We start from the raw sequence: 18,381 nt of genomic DNA on the forward strand, positions 1-18,381 counted from the left end.
CGAGCTTTTTTATGATGCTGTTCTTCGTATACCATCTGTTTAATGGAAACCTCTTTCAACGCTAATAATATAGCCTATGAATGCGGCAGCAACTGTTGGGATGAGCCAGCCAACACCTTGGTTATAAAGCGGTAAATAGTTTTTGAAAAGATCGTCTATACTTGTTATGATTACTAAGGCAAAGCCTAATTTAAAAAAGTAGCAAGGTATGGTATGATAATACGTTGTTCCGAAAAAATGAAGAAGGGGGCGTGCATCCTTGATTTATTTAGATAATAGCGCTACAACTAAACCCTATAATGAAGTAATACAATCTTTTACCAAAGTAGCTACAACTTACTATGGCAATCCATCGTCCCTCCATCAATTTGGCGTACAAGCAGAGAATTTGCTGAGTCGTTCGCGTGAGCAAGTGGCAGAGTTGCTACACGTATCGTCAAATGAAATTATCTTTACATCAGGAGGGACAGAAGGGAATAATTTGGCTATTAAAGGCGTAGCGATGCAATATAAAAGCCGAGGTCAGCATATCATTACGACAAATATTGAACATGATTCCGTTCATGAACCATTTAAGCAGTTAGAAGCACTAGGATTTAAGGTTACGTATGTTCCGGTAGATTCAAGTGGATTTGTGTCACCCGCGGCTATTGAATCAGCTATGACAGATGAAACCATTTTAGTATCTGTTATGCATGTAAATAATGAGATTGGCACCATTCAGCCAATTGAAGAAATTGGACAAATGCTGACGAACTATTCGAAGGTGCTTTTTCATGTCGATCATGTGCAAGGGATTGGAAAAGTTCCGCTTTCTTTAGCGGATCATAAAATTGATTTATGCACATTATCAGGGCACAAAATTCATGGCTTAAAAGGGACGGGAATTTTATATAAACGAAATGGTGTTCAGCTTCATCCGTTACTTAGCGGAGGCTCTCAGGAAATGCAGCATCGATCAGGCACGGAAAATGTACCGGGAATTGTGGCATTTGCTAAAGCACTTCGTTTAACACTTGAGCATGCAGCCCAGAACCAGCAAAAGATGCGAAAAATAAAAGCAGAACTGATGGACAAGCTTTCTGCTCACGAAAGAATCACGATTAATACGCCGGTCAAGCATTCAGCTCCTCATATTATAAATTTTACAGCACAAGGTATTAAAGGCGAAGTTTTTGTTCACGCTCTTGAGGAAAAAGGAGTGTTTGTATCCACTACATCTGCTTGCTCGTCAAAGCGGAAAAAGCCAAGTAAAACGCTTTTAGCCATCGGTAAAAATTATGAAGAAGCAGATCAGTCCATTCGTTTAAGCTTGTCTGGTTTAAATGATTATAATGAAGTAACGCCCATTATAAATGCTATTTTCACAGTCATTGAAGATCTAAAGAAAGTAATGAGGTAAATGATAATGATATATAACCATATTTTAATCCGGTACGGAGAAATCTCAACTAAAGGACAAAACAGAAAAAAATTTGTTGCACAGTTAAGAAAAAATATTGTAACGGCACTTAGTACATTCAAAAACATTCACGTAAAATACACGAGAGACCGCATGTATATTCACTTAAACGGTGAAAATCATGAGCCTATCATTGAACGCCTTCAGCAAATCTTTGGTATTCAAAGCTTTAGTTTAGCTTTAAAAGTTGAAAATGAACTTGAAGCGATTCAAGAAGCAGCGTTAGAAGCAATGAAAGAATTTGATATAGAAGGCAAAACATTCAAAGTATCTACTCGGAGAGCGTACAAACAATTTCCTCTTGATACAAACGAATTAAATTATGCAGTAGGAAGTCATGTTCTACGAAATACAGAGCATCTACAAGTCAACGTAAAAGAACCAAGCGTAAATGTACGAGTAGAAGTGAGAAGTGAAGCAACGTATATTACATGTTTTGATTATCGCGGAGCTGGTGGCCTTCCAGTTGGTACAAGTGGAAAAGCGATGCTGATGCTTTCTGGAGGAATCGATAGTCCGGTTGCAGGATACTTAGCAATGAAGCGCGGTTTAGAAATAGAAGCGGTTCATTTTTATAGTCCGCCTTTTACAAGTGAACGTTCTAAGCAAAAAGTAATTGATTTAACGCAAAAATTAACGGCTTATCACGAAAAAGTAAAGCTGCACATTGTACCGTTTACAGCTGTACAGCAAGCGATTCAAAAACAAATTCCAGAGAATTATACAATGACATCTACCCGCCGCATGATGCTTCGAATTACGGATCTCATTCGTGAAAAAAATGAATCGTTAGCTATTGTAACTGGTGATAGCTTAGGGCAAGTAGCTAGTCAAACGGTTGAGAGCATGTATGCGATTAATGAAGTGACCAATACGCCAATTTTACGTCCGCTTGTGACAATGGATAAAACGGAGATTGTTGAAATTGCCCGTAAAATTGATACACATGAAATTTCGAATCGTCCGTATGAAGACTGCTGTACAATTTTTACGCCAAGCTCACCAAAAACTAAGCCAAAGCGTGAAAAAATCAATCGATACGAACAATTTTATGATTTTGAAACATTGATTCAGGAAGCGGTAAATAATGTAGAAACGCTTGAAATGACAGCTTCTTCGGCTACAAATACGGCAGACAGCGTAGAAGACTTGTTTTAAAAGTGAAATTTCATAAAATTACTAATTAAATAATGTATGAAGCCATGTGTTTTGACACAATCTATATTCAACAAGGAGGTGAAAACACATGGCAAACAGAAATAAATTAGTAGCTCCTGGTTCAGCAGCTGCTATCGACCAAATGAAATACGAAATCGCTTCTGAATTCGGTGTAAACCTTGGACCAGAAGCAACAGCTCGCGCTAACGGATCTGTTGGTGGAGAAATCACTAAACGCTTAGTTCAAATGGCTGAGCAACAACTTGGTGGTAAATAAGTCATATTAATTAAATAATGATGGCTAAAAAGAGTGAGGGAAACCTCACTCTTTTGTCTTGTTTGTTTTGTCACGTATAATAGAGAGAAGGTCAAGCTTTATAAAGTAAAGGAGATGTTGGCGATGGGGACTTTATTTTACGGCGGCAAAATATATACGATGCTAAAAGAAGATGAGCATGTAGAAAGCGTATATGTTGAAAAAGGATTCATTCAAGATATAGGTACAGAAGAAGACCTAAGAAACAAATGGGGTTCTGTGATTGAAAGAGAAGTACAGCTCAAAGGATATACAATGTATCCGGGCTTTGTGGATAGCCATCTTCACTTAATTGGTCACGGTGAAAAGCTTCTTAGGCTTGATTTGTCTCAAGCTACTTCTCGGGAAGACGTGTTGATACGTGTTCAGCAAAAAGTAGAGAGTACACCAAAAGGAGAATGGGTGATTGGAGAAGGCTGGGATGAAAATCAGTGGGGAGATTCCTCTTTGATTCAGTTTCAAGAGCTTGACCATCTATCAACTGACCATCCCATTATGTTAAAACGAGTCTGTCGTCATGGATTAGTAGCAAACGGAACGGCTCTAAAAATAGCCGGGATTACAGCTGAAACACGCGATCCGGAAGGAGGTATTATCCAAAGAGATGAATCAGGAAATCCTACCGGTTTTTTGGCTGATCAAGCGCAAGAGTTAGTAACGGCTCATATTCCTCAAGTATCAGAATCATACATTCGACAAGCGCTCTCAGTAGCTATTAAAGATTGTGTTCAGTATGGGTTAACGGGTGGACACACGGAAGATTTAAATTATTATGGAGGCTTTTTGCGCACATATCAAGCATTTCAAGACGTTATCCACAAAGAAAAGCAGCTGTTTCGTGCCCATTTACTTGTTCATCATGAAGCTGTAGATGATATGTATACATACTTTGAAGAAAAGAAAGATACATCGGCTTTTATCGAAATAGGACCAATGAAGATTTTTGCTGATGGTTCGCTCGGCAGTCAATCTGCGCTTTTAAGCTTTCCATATAAAAGCGACCCTTCTACAAGAGGTGTAGCTATTCAATCACTAGATGAATTAAAACAGCTAGTGAGGAAAGCGAGAGAATTTGGTATGACCGTTGCAATTCATGCAATTGGTGATTTAGCATTTGAATATGTAGTAGAAAGCATCGAACAATATCCTCCTCAAACAGGGCAAAGAGATCGTATTATTCATGCACAAATTCTGAGAAAAGATTTAGTTGACCGTGTAAAAAAGCTCCCTGTCGTGTTGGATATTCAGCCACGGTTTTTAGCCAGTGATTTTCCATGGGTCATTGAAAAAATTGGAGAAGAACATTTGGACTACTGCTATGCGTGGAAAACGTTATTGGACGAAGGTGTTATGTGTGCAGGGGGATCAGATGCTCCTATTGAACCTATCAATCCGATGTTAACGATTCATGCAGCGGTTTCTAGAAAAACTTCCCCGAACAGCTCGGTCGTTTACATACCTTCTGAGCGGCTAACTGTATTTGAAGCTGTTCAGCTGTTTACTTTAGGAAGCGCGCAGGCCATTCATCAAGAGCATAAAAAAGGGTATATTCAAAAGAGTTATGTAGCTGATTTTACCGTATTAGAAAGAGATCTGTTTGAGATACCTGTAGATGATATCCCTGGGGTACAGGTGCAGATGACTGTCATTGATGGAGAAGTTGTATATCAAAAATAAAAAGCGCCCTTGGGCGCTTTTTATTATAAAAACGTACGCTTAACACGTTGCCAGAAAGAGTTATCTTTCAGCTTAACTGTTTTAATTTGACGATCGCTTAACCGAATTTGAACTTGATCAACTTGACGGGCATTTAATGCTTCGTTATCTATTCCAATAATTGGATTGTGATTGTTGTCATTGGATAATTTCAAAGTGAGCGTATGCTCGGCGCTTAGGATGAATGAAGATCCTAATGTACGATAGTTATTATTATTTAACGATGCCAATTCGCTGACTTGCATGCAAGGAATTAACGGATCAACTACGGCTCCATTTACCGATTTATTATAAGCGGTACTGCCTGTTGGTGTTGAAATAATCATCCCATCCCCACGGAATGTTTCAAAGTGATTTTCGTTAATAAAAACATCTAGAGTGAATGTTTTTATAACACCTGATCGAATCGAACATTCATTTAAGCAATAAAAAGAAGTTCCTTGATCAATTTGAGTTTGCAAAACAGGAAATCGACGTACTTCTATATTTTCAGTCGTAATAGCTTCAATCATTTTATCCGTTTCATCAATATGAAAATCACAGTAAAAGCTTAGTTGGTCTGAAGTTGTGACACCAGCATATAAGCAGTCATCTCGAAAGCCAGATTGACGGACAGCCTGCAAGAAAGCTCCGTCACCGCCAATACTTACAATGATGTTAGCGCTGTCGAAATGATCTACTACTTGAAAGTCATATTGTTTTGCAAGTTCAATAAGTGGACTTACGAGCGCTTTTGTTTCCTGGTTTTTTGGATGAAAGAAATAAACGTTACGACGATTTGGCATAGATAGTTCCCCCTTGTTTGTCTGATATGTAAAATATTAGCGATAAAGTAAACTTTTTAAAAAAAGTTTGTTACAATAATTATAGCATTATTGCTTTAAGAATTAAAAGAATAATCTTTTAATTCTGACACCTAAAAAGGAGGATTTTCATGAATAAAAAAAGGTGGATTGCTCTTTTAATTGCAGCCTGCTTATTTGTTTTTTCTGCGATTGTGAATATTGGTTTTTCTGTCAAGGAAGAAAAAAATGATGGCCTGGCAGGTATATTTGGAGGAGATGACAGTGAACTATCAGAAACAGTTATCGAAAAAGGGAATGCAGCTAAGAAAATTGCAGTGCTAGAGGTCAATGGAACAATTCAAGATACAGGAAGCAGTTCCTCACCGCTTATGTCCCAAAATGGTTATAACCACCAAGCGTTTTTAAAACAGTTAGAAAGCGCAAAAAATGATAAAACAGTCAGAGGAGTTATTATCAAGGTGAATTCACCGGGCGGCGGCGTCGTTGAAAGTGCTGAAATACATAAAAAAATTGAAGAGTTGAAGAAAGAAACGAAAAAGCCAGTGTACATTTCAATGGGCTCAATGGCTGCTTCAGGAGGCTATTACATTTCAACAGCTGCTAATAAAATTTATGCAATCCCGGATACTTTAACAGGCTCGTTAGGCGTAATTATGCAAAGCGTTAATTACGGAAAGCTGGCTGATAAACTAGGAGTAGAATCTGTTGTCATCAAAAGCGGAGCTCATAAAGATATTATGTCTCCAACAAGAGAAATGACCGGAGAAGAAAAAGAAATTATGCAAACACTTGTAGACAACTCATACGATGGCTTCGTCAATGTTATCTCTGAAGGACGTCACTTGTCTAAAGAAAAAGTACGTTCTATTGCAGATGGGCGAGTATACGATGGACGTCAGGCTAAAGAGCTGAAGCTGGTCGATCAATTAGGCTATTTTGAAGATGCGGTAAAAGGTATGGAGAAAGATTATAAGTTAAAAGGTGCACAGGTAATTCAATACAATCAAGGATTCGGACTGCCTTCTTGGCTTTCAATGAGTATGCAAAAAGTAATAGGTGGAGATGAACAAGTCACTGCAATGTTAAAAACATTTGCGCAGCCAAGTTCTCCGCGCCTGATGTATTTATATGCAGAATAGAGGTGGGAACATGGAAAATCAGTCTCATTCAACCGAATCAAATGACAATATAAAACATGAGTCAGTAGCAAGTGCTCCAACTGGTTGTGAATTTCACTATGCAGGCTTTTGGATGCGGTTTTGGGCATATCTTTTGGACTTAGCTGTGGTAGCTAGCTTGAACTCTCTGCTGATCAAGCCCATTTTTCATTTAGCAGATATCCCTCAAAGGGATGGATTTTTTTCTCCCTATACAATTGTAACGGTTATTATCTTTTATGGTTACTTTGTTTTAATGACAAAGTATTTTGGACAAACGCTTGGAAAGATGGTGTTTGGACTTAAAGTAGTATCGTTAAAAGACTCCACTTTAACCTGGCCCGTTGTGCTGTTTCGTGAAGGAGTCGGACGTTATATTTCTAAAACAGTTTTTTTACTTGGCTATTTATTAGTTGCTTTTTTACCTAAAAAGCAAGGGGCACATGATTACTACGCAGATACAACCGTCATACATGAAGGTACAATAAGCAAATGATAAAAAGAGCTGTTCCCTTAGGGAACAGCTCTTTTTATAGTTTCTATAACGTTTAATATTCTGGGTTTTGGAGATAATGTGAAGCTAAGAAGGAGTGAAGGATGTGCTATGGCTTTTATGGATATTGCTAGCACTTTTAATTGTTATTGTACTTATTGTATGGACAAAAATCACGGTATTTGTAGAGCTTCATCATGTCCGAGATAACGATTATTACAGAGTGAGGCTTAGAGCTTGGTTCGGTCTTATTCGCTATACATATGAAATTCCGGTAGTCAAAGTGAAAGAAGATTCTCCGCGTTTGCTAGTTAAGAAGAAGAAAGGAATGGGTGATCAAGGGAAAGAAGACGAGAATTCATGGAGTGATTATTCGGTAGAAGATGGGCTAAGCATGCTAGACAATGCGAAGCAATTCCTTGAACAGGTAATCGGTTTTCATAAAATTCTTCGCCGTTTTCTAAAAAAAGTGACGGTAAGCGACATTAGGTGGCACAGCCGTTTCGGCTTGGGTGATGCTGCGCTAACTGGTGTATTAACCGGGGCTGTATGGTCTGCAAAAGGGAGCATAGTTGGTATAATCAGCCGTTATATGAAACTAAAAGATATGCCTGTAATGAGCGTTACTCCTGTATTTCAACATCTTTGGTCAGAAACGGTATTTGAGTGCATAATTTCTTTTCGAGTTGGTCAAGCTATTCTAGTAGGTTTACGGACCTTGAGATACTGGCGGCATACGTCCAAAAAGCGTCGCAAAAGATGGAAGTCGTCAAATAAGAACAAGACACACTCTGTGAAAACATAAGGAGGTTATCTTAATGGCAGAACATCCAATTAAAAGTTTAATGTCGACAGCTATGGAAAATTTAAAGGAAATGATTGATGTTAATACGATCATTGGTGATCCTGTAGAAACACCTGATGGCAGCGTCATTTTAACTGTCTCAAAAGTAGGTTTTGGTTTTGCAGCGGGCGGAAGTGAATTTGGAGTAGAGGGACATGCACCATCTTCTTCAGGGCAGCATCAGCAAGAATCAGGTCATCCATTTGGCGGAGGTAGCGGTGGCGGTGTATCAATTACGCCAATTGCCTTTTTAATTGTGAGTGGAAGCGGAATTAAAATGCTTCATCTTAACGAAAGTACGCATTTATACGAAAAGATTTTAGATACAGCACCTCAAGCAATTGAACGCGTGCAGCAAATGTTTAAACAAAACAATCAGCAGCAGGATCAACAAAATCAGCATCATGACAGTGCAAACGATTTTAATTTGTAGGAATAAAATAAAGCTTTGCTTGCTTCTTGGAATGATGAAAGAAGCAAGCAAAGCCTTTTTTTGTTGGGTGTGTTTTCTAGGATAAATCATCATGTTATGTATGTCATTTAATTGCAATATAGAGACAGACAAGCTAATATGAACAGTGTACATACTTATTTAAAGGAGGAATTATTCGTGACTAAGGTTAAATTTAAAGGTAACGATGTAACATTATTAGGAAATCAAGTGAAAGTTGGAGACAAGGCTCCAAACTTTACCGTTTTAGCAAACGATTTATCAGAAGTAACGCTTGACAGCACAAAGGGTTCTGTTCGCCTAATTAGTGTAGTTCCTTCTATTGATACTGGAGTTTGTGACGCGCAAACTCGTCGCTTCAACGAAGAAGCAGCTAAATTAGATAATGTAAAAGTATTAACAGTAAGCGTAGATTTACCGTTTGCTCAAAAGCGCTGGTGTGGTGCTAATGGCATTGAGAATGTTCAAACTTTATCTGACCACCGCGACTTATCTTTCGGAGAAGCATATGGTGTAGCTATTCAAGAATTACGCTTATTAGCTCGTTCAATTTTTGTAGTAGACTCAAATGACAACGTAACGTATGTTGAGTACTTACCAGAAGTAACTGAGCATCCGAACTACGAAGCAGCAATCGAAGCAGCTAAAGCAGCTAAGTAAGATTGTCGGTGACGTTCGGCAGAAGGCGGAAAACAATGTTTTTCGCCTTCTTTGTGTTTTAAGAAGCTTTTATGATAAAATATGATGTTCCAAATAGGACGTTTATTCATTTATATAGATATTCTTTTATTATACAGGAGGCAGAATATGAGTCAGTTAGCTAGTATGGAAAAGCTATTTGGTGTAATTGATCAAACAGCTATTATTTTAAGAAAAGAACTAAACTGCGTATATTTAGAAGCAGTAGCTGAAACGGGAGAAAACTTGTTTCAAGGAACTATTTTGCAAGAAGAGCTAGATGAGGTAACGAAAAAACGTTTAAAAAAAGAGTACGATTCTATTACGCTTGATCATTTTGAGAAAGAAACCATTCGAAAAGCGTATCAGCTAGCCATTTTAAAAGGGATGAAAGAAGCTGTTCAGCCTAACCATCAAATGACGCCTGATGCTGTAGGACTATTTGTCAGCTACCTAGTTGGAAAGTTCATGGCAGGGAAAGACAAATACACGCTTTTAGATCCAGCAGTAGGAGCAGGGAACTTATTAACCACAATTTTAAATACACACGCTGCGTCAATTGAACATGTATACGGTGTAGATGTGGATGATTTATTACTTCAATTGACATATGTAAATGCAAATTTACAGAAGCACGGCATTCAATTATTCAATCAAGACAGCTTGCAGTCGCTTTTTATTGATCCTGTTGATTTAGTTGTCTGTGACCTGCCGGTTGGTTATTATCCAAACGATGAAGGGGCAAAAGAATATAAAGTAAGAGCTGAAGAAGGCCATACCTATGCTCATCACTTATTTATTGAACAAAGCTTGCGTCATGTAAAAGACGGCGGATACGTAATTGCCCTTATTCCAAATAACTTGTTCGAATCTGAACAGTCTCATTTATTACAGCCGCTGCTAAAAGAGGAAGCAATCGTTCAAGGAATCGTTCAGCTACCACTTTCATTGTTCAAACAGGAACAGGCTGCTAAGAGCATTATCATTCTTCAAAAGCAGGGAGAAGGCGTAACAGCACCTAAGCAAGCGCTGCTTGTGAATTTGCCGAAGTTCAGCAATCGAGAAGCAATGAGTGATATTATGGCTCAAATGGACCAATGGTTCCGCGTTAATAAAAAGTAAGTCTTTTTCGAAAATAATGAATATTTGTCGGTAGCGTTTTCATGATGTATAGCTCTTGAAATCTATTGTCGTGAATGATTAAATGAATAAGGATAGAAATCGTGTCGAAATGCATAGAATATTGTAGAGATTACACTTTTATGTTCTGTTCGTTATGTTTATGATGCACGTATAATAAAGAAGGAGCTGTTTTTTTATGTCAAAAATCATGGCAATCAACGCCGGCAGTTCTTCACTTAAGTTTCAATTATTTGAAATGCCAAGTGAGACGGTATTAACAAAAGGTTTAGTAGAACGAATTGGTTTAGATAACGCTGTTTTCACGATCTCGGTAAATGGTGAAAAGCAAACGGATATTACAGAAATCCCTGACCATGCTGTTGCAGTTAAAATTTTAGTTGAAAAGTTACTTTCTCAAAACATCATTCAATCATACGATGAAATCACTGGTGTAGGTCACCGTGTCGTACACGGCGGAGAGAAATTTGCTGATTCTGTTTTAATTACAGATGAAACACTAGCGGAAATTGAAGCTTTATCTGATTTAGCACCGCTTCATAACCCAGCAAACATTGTGGGAATTAAAGCGTTCCAAGATATTCTTCCAAATGTTCCGGCTGTAGCAGTCTTCGATACAGCGTTCCATCAAACAATGCCAGAAAAATCATTCTTGTACAGCTTACCGTACGAGTACTATGAAAAATATGGCGTTCGTAAATACGGTTTCCACGGCACATCTCATAAATATGTTTCTGAGCGTGCAGCTGAGCTTCTTGGCCGTCCAATTGAACAATTACGCTTAATCTCTTGTCACTTAGGTAACGGTGCAAGTATCGCTGCAATTGAAGGCGGCAAGTCAATTGATACATCAATGGGCTTCACACCATTAGCTGGTGTAGCAATGGGGACTCGTTCAGGTAATATTGACCCTGCGTTAATTCCATTTATTATGGAGAAAACAGGAAAAACTGCTGACGAAGTATTAAATGTATTAAATAAAGAAAGTGGTCTTTTGGGAGTATCTGGTATTTCTAGTGACCTACGCGATCTAATCAAAGCAAGCGCTGAAGGCAATGAACGCGCTGAAACAGCACTTGAAGTATTTGCTAGCCGTATTCATAAATATATCGGTTCTTATGCTGCTCGCATGTCTGGTGTAGATGCAATCATCTTCACAGCAGGTATTGGAGAAAACAGTGATGTTGTACGTGCTCGCGTTCTTCGCGGTTTAGAGTTCATGGGCGTTTATTGGGATCCAGCTTTAAATAGCGTACAAGGGGAAGAAGCATTTATTAGCTATCCTCATTCTCCAGTTAAAGTTATGGTTATTCCTACAGACGAAGAAGTTATGATTGCACGCGACGTTATTCGTTTAGCGAATATTTAAGTTCATAAAGTGCCTCTTCAATGAATGAATTCTCATAAATTGTCAGGCAAACTAACTAAAAGCTGATTTCCTAAGAAGGAAATCGGCTTTTTATATAGCATAAATAGCTGACGGTTTAAAGAAGGTTTACAACATATAGAAGAAAGAAATAATATAGGCAGGAAAATGTAACGGATGTATTATTTGTTATAATGAAAATAAAACTACTTATTTCTTGAAAGGGTGACATGATGATACTAACGAATCGTGAAGAACAGCTTTTAGAAGAAATCCACAAATGGGAAGAGAGCTTACAGAGCGTAAAAGCAACTGATATGGAATTGTTATACGAAGAGTGGTTAGAAAAAGGGATTAACTTAATTCCTTCTTCCGTTCGTGAGACCTATTTACATAAAATTGATGAGGGACTCTTTCAGTTAACTGCATTAATTCAAGGTACGGAAATGCAAACTCAAGCGACAAAAAGAATTATTGAAACTGCTCGTGTATTCAAAGAGGATATCACAGATTTATCAGAAATGAATTCCCTTCAAGTAGACCAGCTTTCATATATATGCGAGCAGCAAATGGCCAAGCTTCGGCTGTATGCGCTAAGTCAAGGCGCACTTTCAGGAACAGGACAATCGCTGCTAGTCGGCATTGATATACCCGTTGTTTTATGCATGAATATTCAAGCGGTGCAACAGGCAGCAATGAGCTATGGTTATCATATTCAGACTCCTTCAGAGCTTATGCTAACTCTAAAAGTTTTTCATGCAGCAACGTTACCTAAACATCTTCAGGCTGAGGGATGGCATCATTTGAAGAGCGAGCTAAGCCAAGAATTTGACCCTTATTTTTATGAAGGTGTGGACCAAATTGTAGATAAGACGTGGCTGCAAAAAATCGTTGTACAAATTGGAAAAACCCTCGCTATATTTGCTGCGAAACGAAAAGTTTACAATCGTTTGCCGGTGGTGAGTATGATGGTTGGCGGAGGTATGAATTACCGAATGGCCAAACAAGTGACGGATTATGCGAAGCGCTTTTACCAATACCGCTATTTGCTGGATAAGAAAAACGAGTCTCATTAATTTTTCATGAGACTCGTTTTTTTGTCTATCCGTGAACTTTTTTGGATATTTCCTCATTCGTTCGATACCAAATCCATAGATCATTAATAATTGAAGCAAGTTCCCCTATCTCGCTATTCAATTCACAGGAGCGGATGAAGTTGGTCTCATCTTCTAATGCTGCTTGTTTTTGATTAATGCTCTTTTCTAAAGATTGAATTTTGTCTGGTATCTGCCCCCGAATCGCTTCCCAGGTTAGGAGGATATCTTGCTGAATTTTTTCAGAATAGAATGTCCATTCTCTTTCAAGAGCAGGAATTTTTATACCGAGTCTGTTGTCATAAGTAAAAAAGCGCTCCATTTTTTCACCTCTTCCCCTCCATTTTATACAATGACAAAAGCCAGAGCTACTGAAAGTGAAAAAATAAATCATTTATACTCAATTTATGCATGTAAATATACACGGCATTTAAGTTGTAAATATTCAATTTTGTCCATTTTTATAGTATTTTAAGAGGTTTTATCCTGTTGATTCAAAATAAACGTGAATTTATATACTTTTTTTTGAATAACTATTGAAAATAGATTAAAAAGTTGTTAAAGTAATAGTAGATTAAATGAATAAAAATTAAAACGGTTGTATTAATATATATAATTTGTAGGAGGAATACATGATGAGTAATCCAAAAGTTGTTTTAGCATATTCCGGAGGTTTAGATACATCAGTTGCAATTAAATGGTTACAGGAAAAAGGGTACGATGTGGTAGCTTGCTGTTTAGATGTAGGTGAAGGAAAAGATTTGAAATTTATTAAAGAAAAAGCATTAACAGTTGGAGCAGTATCATCATATGTGATTGATGCAAAAGAAGAGTATGCCAATACATTTGCATTAGCAGCACTTCAAGCACACACATTATATGAAGGGAAGTATCCATTAGTATCTGCACTATCTAGACCGCTAATCGCTAAAAAGCTTGTAGAAGTAGCAGAACAAGAAAATGCAGTAGCTGTCGCACATGGATGTACGGGAAAAGGAAATGACCAAGTGCGTTTTGAAGTATCAATTAAAGCATTAAATCCACACTTAGAAGTTTTAGCTCCTGTTCGTGACTGGAAATGGTCTCGTGAAGAAGAAATCGAGTATGCAAAAGAAAAGAATATTCCAATTCCAATTAACTTAGACAGCCCATTTTCAATTGACCAAAACTTATGGGGAAGAAGTAACGAGTGTGGCGTTCTTGAAGACCCTTGGGCAGCTCCACCTGAAGAAGCATATGACCTAACAGCTTCTCTTGAAAACACTCCTGATACAGCGGATGTAGTAGAAATTGAATTCGTTGAAGGTGTGCCAGTATCATTAAATGGTCAATCGTATACGTTAGCTCAGTTAATTTTAGAACTGAATGAAATCGCAGGTAAGCACGGGGTTGGACGTATTGACCATGTCGAAAACCGCCTTGTCGGAATCAAATCACGTGAAGTATATGAGTGTCCAGCCGCTATGACACTAATTAAAGCACACAAAGAGCTTGAAGATTTAACATTAGTGAAAGAAGTGGCGCACTTCAAACCAGTAATTGAGAAAAAATTAACAGAAGTTATCTATGAAGGTTTATGGTTCTCTCCATTAACAAATTCGCTGCTTGCATTTTTAAAAGATACGCAGCAATATGTGAACGGAACAGTGCGAGTAAAACTATTTAAAGGGCATGCTATCGTAGAGGGACGTAAATCTCCTAATTCGTTATACAATGAAAAACTTGCAACATATACAAAAGAAGATGAATTTGATCACAATGCAGCAGTTGGTTTTATCTCATTATGGGGTCTTCCAACACAAGTGAGCAGCATGGTAAATCAAAAGAAGGTGACAACGGTATGACCAAACTTTGGGGAGGGCGTTTTACGAAACGCCCTGAACAATGGATTGACGAGTTCGGTGCGTCAATCTCATTTGATCAGCATCTTGTAGAAGAAGATATTGAAGGAAGTTTAGCGCATGTAACAATGCTTGAAAAATGCAGCATTCTTTCTGGAGATGAAGCGTCACAGATTAAAAAAGGCCTTCAAACACTGCTTGAAAAAGCTAAAAAGAAAGAATTAACATTTTCTGCTCAATATGAAGATATTCATTTAAATTTAGAAAAGTTATTAATTGATGAAATTGGTCCTGTTGGAGGAAAGCTTCATACAGGTCGCAGCCGTAATGATCAAGTTGCTACAGATATGCACTTATATTTAAAAAAGCATGTTCAGCAAATTGTAGGGCTGATTGAAAATCTAGAAGATGTACTGCTCACAAAAGCAGATCAGCATGTTGAAACAATTTTTCCAGGCTACACACATTTACAGCGCGCGCAGCCCGTTTCCTTTGCTCATCATTTGATGGCTTATGTTTCAATGTTCAAACGTGATGCTGAGCGTTATGTGGAATCGCTAAAGCGTATTGATTTATCTCCTTTAGGAGCAGGAGCTTTAGCCGGTACGACATTCCCAATTGATCGTCATTACAGCGCGGAGCTTCTAGGTTTTAATGGAATTTATCAAAACAGTATGGACGCTGTCAGCGACCGTGACTTTATTTTAGAGTTTTTAAGCAATAGTTCTATTTTAATGATGCATTTATCTCGTTTTTGTGAAGAGTTAATTTTATGGTCGAGTCAAGAGTTTCAATTTATTGAAATGGATGATACGTACGCAACAGGCAGCAGTATTATGCCTCAAAAGAAAAATCCTGATATGGCCGAGTTAATTCGTGGTAAAACAGGACGAGTATATGGTCATCTATTTAGCTTATTGACTGTATTAAAAGGTACGCCCTTAACGTATAACAAAGACTTACAAGAAGATAAAGAAGGCATGTTTGATACGGTTACAACTATTGAAGGGTGCTTAACCATTTTTGCTGGCATGATTGAAACAATGACAGTAAAAACGAACATTATGGAAAAAGCTACGCAACAAGATTTTTCAAATGCAACGGAGTTAGCTGATTATCTTGCTTCAAAGGGTATGCCGTTTCGTGAAGCACATGAAGTGGTTGGGAAACTGGTTCTTGTTTGTATTCAGAAAAATATCTATCTAATGGATTTGCCGCTTGAGCAATATAAGGAAGCGTCAGATTTATTCGAGGAAGACATCTACCATGTATTAAGCCCAAAAACAGCTGTTAACCGCCGCAATAGCGCGGGAGGAACAGGATTTGAACAAGTAAAAAAAGCAATTCAGCTAGCTAAAGATGAATTGCACGAAAAATCCTCACGATAAAAAAGTTTTCAAAACGTTCGCAGAAAAATCTGCGGGCGTTTTTTGGTATGAGATAAATGGTATAAGTAGATCATTTAAGAAGAAAATAGAAAAGATCATGCAAGGTATTAGGAAGTAAAGTCCATATTCGTAAAGAAAATAGAGTGAAAAAAGGAGAAGTGACATATGAAAGACAAAAAACACCCGCAGCATGTATATGAATATGATTTTGAAGGAGAAAAAGAGACATCAAGACAGCTAATGGATTCTTATTCAAGCGGCGTTATTGGCGATGCTATGGCTTCTGTGGTTGAAAATCCGGAAGCAACGAGTGATAACGAACTATATGAATAACTGCATGCATATACTGTATATAGACTAAGAAAAGCAGGATTATGCTGAGCTCTATCGAAAGATAACGTCATAGTAAATCCGGTTTTCTAAAGGATTTGGTATGACGTTCTTTTTTCAGTTAATCACTGATATAAGAAAAGAGGGATAAAGGTGAAAATTGGAGTGCCGAAAGAAGTAAAAAACAATGAAAATCGCGTGGCTATTACTCCAGCTGGTGTCACAGCTTTAGTTAACGGTGGGCATGATGTATACATTGAAACACAGGCAGGAGAAGGCTCTGGATTTCATGATGAAGATTACACAAATGCAGGAGCTTCTATTGTAAATACTGCAAAAGAAGTATGGGATGCTGAAATGGTTATGAAAGTAAAAGAACCGATTTCAGAAGAATACGGATATTTTCGTGAAGGACTTATTTTATTTACGTATCTACATTTGGCAGCTGAAGAAGCGTTAACGAAAGCATTAATTGATAAAAAGGTAGTGGGTATCGCTTATGAAACCGTACAGCTTCCAAATAAAAGTTTACCTCTGTTAACGCCGATGAGCGAAGTTGCAGGAAGAATGTCCTCTCAGATTGGAGCTCAATTTTTAGAGAAAACCAAAGGCGGAAAAGGGATTATATTAAGTGGAGTTCCAGGCGTTCAAAGAGGAAAAGTAACGATTATTGGAGGAGGAGTAGCAGGAACCAATGCTGCTAAAATTGCTGTTGGATTAGGGGCTGACGTCACAATAATTGATTTAAATGCGGATCGCCTTCGCCAGCTTGATGATTTGTTTGGAAAAGAAGTGACAACATTAATGTCAAACCACTACAATATTGCACAATCTGTAAAAGAGTCAGATCTAGTTATAGGAGCGGTCCTCATACCTGGAGCTAAAGCGCCAAAGCTTGTCACCGAGGAAATGGTTCAAACGATGTCAAAAGGGTCAGTTGTAGTTGATATTGCCATTGATCAAGGCGGGATTTTTGAAACAACTGATCGTATTACAACTCACGATAACCCGACTTATTTGAAGCATGAGGTCTTACACTATGCTGTTGCAAATATGCCAGGAGCTGTTCCCCGCACGTCAACCTTAGCACTGACGAATGTAACGGTGCCTTATGCTCTGCAAATAGCCAGTCAAGGATATAAAAAAGCGTGCTTAAAAAATCCATCCCTTCTTCAAGGTGTCAACACACTAAACGGATTTGTCACTTATGCGGCTGTGGCAGATGCGCACGGTCTAACTTACGCTGATGCAACAACTTTATTAGAGCAAGCATAATAAGGCATATTTTTGTGCTGTATATGATATGATAGCGGCGTATTCACTTGTTTTGTAGCCAAAACAGACGGGTAGAATATAGAAAAGGTTAGTGTAAAAGGAGAGAATAAATGATGCACGTTTCTTATCATGGTCATTCTATTATTAAAATTGAAACAAAAGGAAAAACAATTTTAATTGACCCGTTTATCACTGGAAATGAAGTAACAGATTTAAATGCTAAAGATGTAAAAGCTGATGTAATCTTACTGACTCACGGCCATAATGACCATGTAGGCGACACGGTTGAAATTGCTAAGCGCAGTGGTTCACTTGTTGTGGCAGTAGCAGAATTAGCTACATATCTTAGCTGGCAAGGCTTAAACGTACATCCAATGAGCATAGGCGGAGCCTATACATTTGATTTTGGCACGGTGAAATTGACGCAAGCTTTCCACGGTTCAAGTTATACAGAGAATAATGAAGAGATTATTTATACAGGAATGCCGGCTGGTTTGCTTTTAACAATTGAAGGAAAGACGATTTATCACGCTGGAGATACAGCTTTATTTTCTGATTTGAAATTAATTGGTCGCCATAAGCCGGACGTAGCATTTCTTCCAATTGGAGATAACTTTACAATGGGGCCTGAAGATGCGGCTATCGCAGCGGAATGGGTGCAGGCAAAGCTTGTTGTGCCAATTCACTACAATACATTTCCTGTGATTAAGCAAGATCCTTATCAATTTGTTGAGTCTTTATCTGGTATTGAAGGAAAAGTATTAAAAGCTGGAGAAGGATTGGATCTTTAATCATAAAGAAGAAAACACGGTGCGATTGCATCGTGTTTTTTATTTGCAAAGAAACGTTCTGCTTTTTTTACTTCC

General features: G+C 38.0%; 20 protein-coding genes. 17 read left to right on the top strand and 3 right to left on the bottom strand.

Annotation, left to right across the window (positions count from 1 at the left end; all coding sequences use genetic code 11):
• Window positions 1–39: 39 nt before the first annotated feature.
• Window positions 40–264, bottom strand: coding sequence for a branched-chain amino acid transport system II carrier protein (locus ACLHDF_RS13520; protein WP_413919435.1), 225 nt, complete (start codon window positions 262–264; stop codon window positions 40–42).
• On the opposite strand from ACLHDF_RS13520, the gene ACLHDF_RS13525 reads away from it, so the two are divergent.
• The 4 genes from ACLHDF_RS13525 to ACLHDF_RS13540 all read left to right on the top strand — a co-directional run bounded on the left by ACLHDF_RS13525 (window position 260) and on the right by ACLHDF_RS13540 (window position 4,613).
• Window positions 260–1,402: a cysteine desulfurase family protein gene (locus ACLHDF_RS13525; protein ID WP_413919279.1), complete on the top strand. Its 1,143-nt coding sequence runs from the start codon at window positions 260–262 to the stop codon at window positions 1,400–1,402. The genes ACLHDF_RS13520 and ACLHDF_RS13525 overlap by 5 nt on opposite strands.
• Before the next feature lie 6 nt (window positions 1,403–1,408).
• The gene (thiI, locus tag ACLHDF_RS13530; RefSeq protein ID WP_413919280.1) at window positions 1,409–2,620 is read left to right on the top strand and encodes a tRNA uracil 4-sulfurtransferase ThiI; all 1,212 of its coding nucleotides are present in this window, start codon (window positions 1,409–1,411) and stop codon (window positions 2,618–2,620) included.
• 88 nt (window positions 2,621–2,708) lie between these two features.
• Window positions 2,709–2,897, top strand: coding sequence for an alpha/beta-type small acid-soluble spore protein (locus ACLHDF_RS13535; protein ID WP_095378902.1), 189 nt, complete (start codon window positions 2,709–2,711; stop codon window positions 2,895–2,897).
• 123 nt (window positions 2,898–3,020) lie between these two features.
• Window positions 3,021–4,613, top strand: a complete 1,593-nt coding sequence (locus ACLHDF_RS13540) for an amidohydrolase (RefSeq protein WP_413919281.1) — start codon at window positions 3,021–3,023, stop codon at window positions 4,611–4,613.
• Window positions 4,614–4,636: 23 nt separating this feature from the next.
• On the opposite strand, the gene ACLHDF_RS13545 is transcribed toward ACLHDF_RS13540, so the two are convergent.
• Window positions 4,637–5,437, bottom strand: coding sequence for an NAD kinase (locus tag ACLHDF_RS13545; protein WP_413919282.1), 801 nt, complete (start codon window positions 5,435–5,437; stop codon window positions 4,637–4,639).
• 149 nt (window positions 5,438–5,586) lie between these two features.
• Between ACLHDF_RS13545 and sppA the strand changes: the two genes are divergently transcribed.
• The 8 genes from sppA to ACLHDF_RS13585 all read left to right on the top strand — a co-directional run bounded on the left by sppA (window position 5,587) and on the right by ACLHDF_RS13585 (window position 12,663).
• The gene (gene sppA, locus ACLHDF_RS13550) at window positions 5,587–6,597 is read left to right on the top strand and encodes a signal peptide peptidase SppA (protein WP_413919283.1); all 1,011 of its coding nucleotides are present in this window, start codon (window positions 5,587–5,589) and stop codon (window positions 6,595–6,597) included.
• A gap of 10 nt (window positions 6,598–6,607) precedes the next feature.
• The gene (locus tag ACLHDF_RS13555; protein ID WP_413919284.1) at window positions 6,608–7,111 is read left to right on the top strand and encodes an RDD family protein; all 504 of its coding nucleotides are present in this window, start codon (window positions 6,608–6,610) and stop codon (window positions 7,109–7,111) included.
• Window positions 7,112–7,214: 103 nt separating this feature from the next.
• Entirely contained in the window at window positions 7,215–7,913 is a 699-nt protein-coding gene (locus ACLHDF_RS13560; RefSeq protein WP_413919285.1) for a DUF2953 domain-containing protein, read from the top strand.
• Between the two features lie 13 nt (window positions 7,914–7,926).
• Complete coding sequence (gene ytfJ, locus ACLHDF_RS13565) at window positions 7,927–8,385, top strand: GerW family sporulation protein (RefSeq protein ID WP_413919286.1); 459 nt, start codon at window positions 7,927–7,929, stop codon at window positions 8,383–8,385.
• Window positions 8,386–8,562: 177 nt separating this feature from the next.
• A complete protein-coding gene (tpx, locus tag ACLHDF_RS13570) occupies window positions 8,563–9,063 on the top strand; it encodes a thiol peroxidase (protein ID WP_413919287.1) in 501 nt (166 codons plus the stop codon).
• Window positions 9,064–9,210: 147 nt separating this feature from the next.
• Window positions 9,211–10,203, top strand: a complete 993-nt coding sequence (locus tag ACLHDF_RS13575; RefSeq protein WP_413919288.1) for a class I SAM-dependent methyltransferase — start codon at window positions 9,211–9,213, stop codon at window positions 10,201–10,203.
• Between the two features lie 196 nt (window positions 10,204–10,399).
• Window positions 10,400–11,590 (top strand): acetate kinase, encoded by a 1,191-nt coding sequence (locus ACLHDF_RS13580; protein ID WP_413919289.1) that lies wholly within the window; start codon window positions 10,400–10,402, stop codon window positions 11,588–11,590.
• A gap of 230 nt (window positions 11,591–11,820) precedes the next feature.
• Window positions 11,821–12,663, top strand: a complete 843-nt coding sequence (locus ACLHDF_RS13585; RefSeq protein WP_413919290.1) for an EcsC family protein — start codon at window positions 11,821–11,823, stop codon at window positions 12,661–12,663.
• Between the two features lie 25 nt (window positions 12,664–12,688).
• On the opposite strand, the gene ACLHDF_RS13590 is transcribed toward ACLHDF_RS13585, so the two are convergent.
• Window positions 12,689–13,003: a hypothetical protein gene (locus tag ACLHDF_RS13590; RefSeq protein ID WP_413919291.1), complete on the bottom strand. Its 315-nt coding sequence runs from the start codon at window positions 13,001–13,003 to the stop codon at window positions 12,689–12,691.
• Window positions 13,004–13,316: 313 nt separating this feature from the next.
• Between ACLHDF_RS13590 and ACLHDF_RS13595 the strand changes: the two genes are divergently transcribed.
• From ACLHDF_RS13595 to ACLHDF_RS13615, 5 genes are all read left to right on the top strand, one after another.
• A complete protein-coding gene (locus ACLHDF_RS13595; protein WP_413919292.1) occupies window positions 13,317–14,525 on the top strand; it encodes an argininosuccinate synthase in 1,209 nt (402 codons plus the stop codon).
• On the top strand, window positions 14,522–15,910 hold the full coding sequence (argH, locus tag ACLHDF_RS13600) for an argininosuccinate lyase (protein ID WP_413919293.1): 1,389 nt from the start codon (window positions 14,522–14,524) through the stop codon (window positions 15,908–15,910). The genes ACLHDF_RS13595 and argH overlap by 4 nt, the downstream gene beginning before the upstream one ends.
• Window positions 15,911–16,075: 165 nt before the next feature.
• The gene (locus tag ACLHDF_RS13605; RefSeq protein ID WP_413919294.1) at window positions 16,076–16,243 is read left to right on the top strand and encodes a hypothetical protein; all 168 of its coding nucleotides are present in this window, start codon (window positions 16,076–16,078) and stop codon (window positions 16,241–16,243) included.
• A 150-nt stretch (window positions 16,244–16,393) separates the two neighbouring features.
• Entirely contained in the window at window positions 16,394–17,515 is a 1,122-nt protein-coding gene (gene ald / locus ACLHDF_RS13610; protein WP_413919295.1) for an alanine dehydrogenase, read from the top strand.
• 113 nt (window positions 17,516–17,628) lie between these two features.
• Entirely contained in the window at window positions 17,629–18,306 is a 678-nt protein-coding gene (locus tag ACLHDF_RS13615; protein WP_413919436.1) for a metal-dependent hydrolase, read from the top strand.
• Window positions 18,307–18,381 lie beyond the last annotated feature (75 nt).

Origin of the sequence: Priestia megaterium (genome assembly GCF_046599315.1) — a bacterium.
Classification (GTDB): domain Bacteria; phylum Bacillota; class Bacilli; order Bacillales; family Bacillaceae_H; genus Priestia; species Priestia megaterium_F.

Coding starts and splice junctions, on each gene's coding strand:
- ACLHDF_RS13555 (WP_413919284.1), top strand. CDS start 6,608: ATGGAAAATCAGTCTCATTCAACCGAATCAAATGACAATATAAAACAT.
- ACLHDF_RS13540 (WP_413919281.1), top strand. CDS start 3,021: ATGGGGACTTTATTTTACGGCGGCAAAATATATACGATGCTAAAAGAA.
- ACLHDF_RS13590 (WP_413919291.1), bottom strand. CDS start 13,003: ATGGAGCGCTTTTTTACTTATGACAACAGACTCGGTATAAAAATTCCT.
- ACLHDF_RS13605 (WP_413919294.1), top strand. CDS start 16,076: ATGAAAGACAAAAAACACCCGCAGCATGTATATGAATATGATTTTGAA.
- ACLHDF_RS13615 (WP_413919436.1), top strand. CDS start 17,629: ATGCACGTTTCTTATCATGGTCATTCTATTATTAAAATTGAAACAAAA.
- ytfJ (WP_413919286.1), top strand. CDS start 7,927: ATGGCAGAACATCCAATTAAAAGTTTAATGTCGACAGCTATGGAAAAT.
- ACLHDF_RS13595 (WP_413919292.1), top strand. CDS start 13,317: ATGAGTAATCCAAAAGTTGTTTTAGCATATTCCGGAGGTTTAGATACA.
- ACLHDF_RS13575 (WP_413919288.1), top strand. CDS start 9,211: ATGAGTCAGTTAGCTAGTATGGAAAAGCTATTTGGTGTAATTGATCAA.
- ACLHDF_RS13545 (WP_413919282.1), bottom strand. CDS start 5,437: ATGCCAAATCGTCGTAACGTTTATTTCTTTCATCCAAAAAACCAGGAA.
- ACLHDF_RS13580 (WP_413919289.1), top strand. CDS start 10,400: ATGTCAAAAATCATGGCAATCAACGCCGGCAGTTCTTCACTTAAGTTT.
- ACLHDF_RS13535 (WP_095378902.1), top strand. CDS start 2,709: ATGGCAAACAGAAATAAATTAGTAGCTCCTGGTTCAGCAGCTGCTATC.
- sppA (WP_413919283.1), top strand. CDS start 5,587: ATGAATAAAAAAAGGTGGATTGCTCTTTTAATTGCAGCCTGCTTATTT.
- thiI (WP_413919280.1), top strand. CDS start 1,409: ATGATATATAACCATATTTTAATCCGGTACGGAGAAATCTCAACTAAA.
- argH (WP_413919293.1), top strand. CDS start 14,522: ATGACCAAACTTTGGGGAGGGCGTTTTACGAAACGCCCTGAACAATGG.
- ACLHDF_RS13585 (WP_413919290.1), top strand. CDS start 11,821: ATGATACTAACGAATCGTGAAGAACAGCTTTTAGAAGAAATCCACAAA.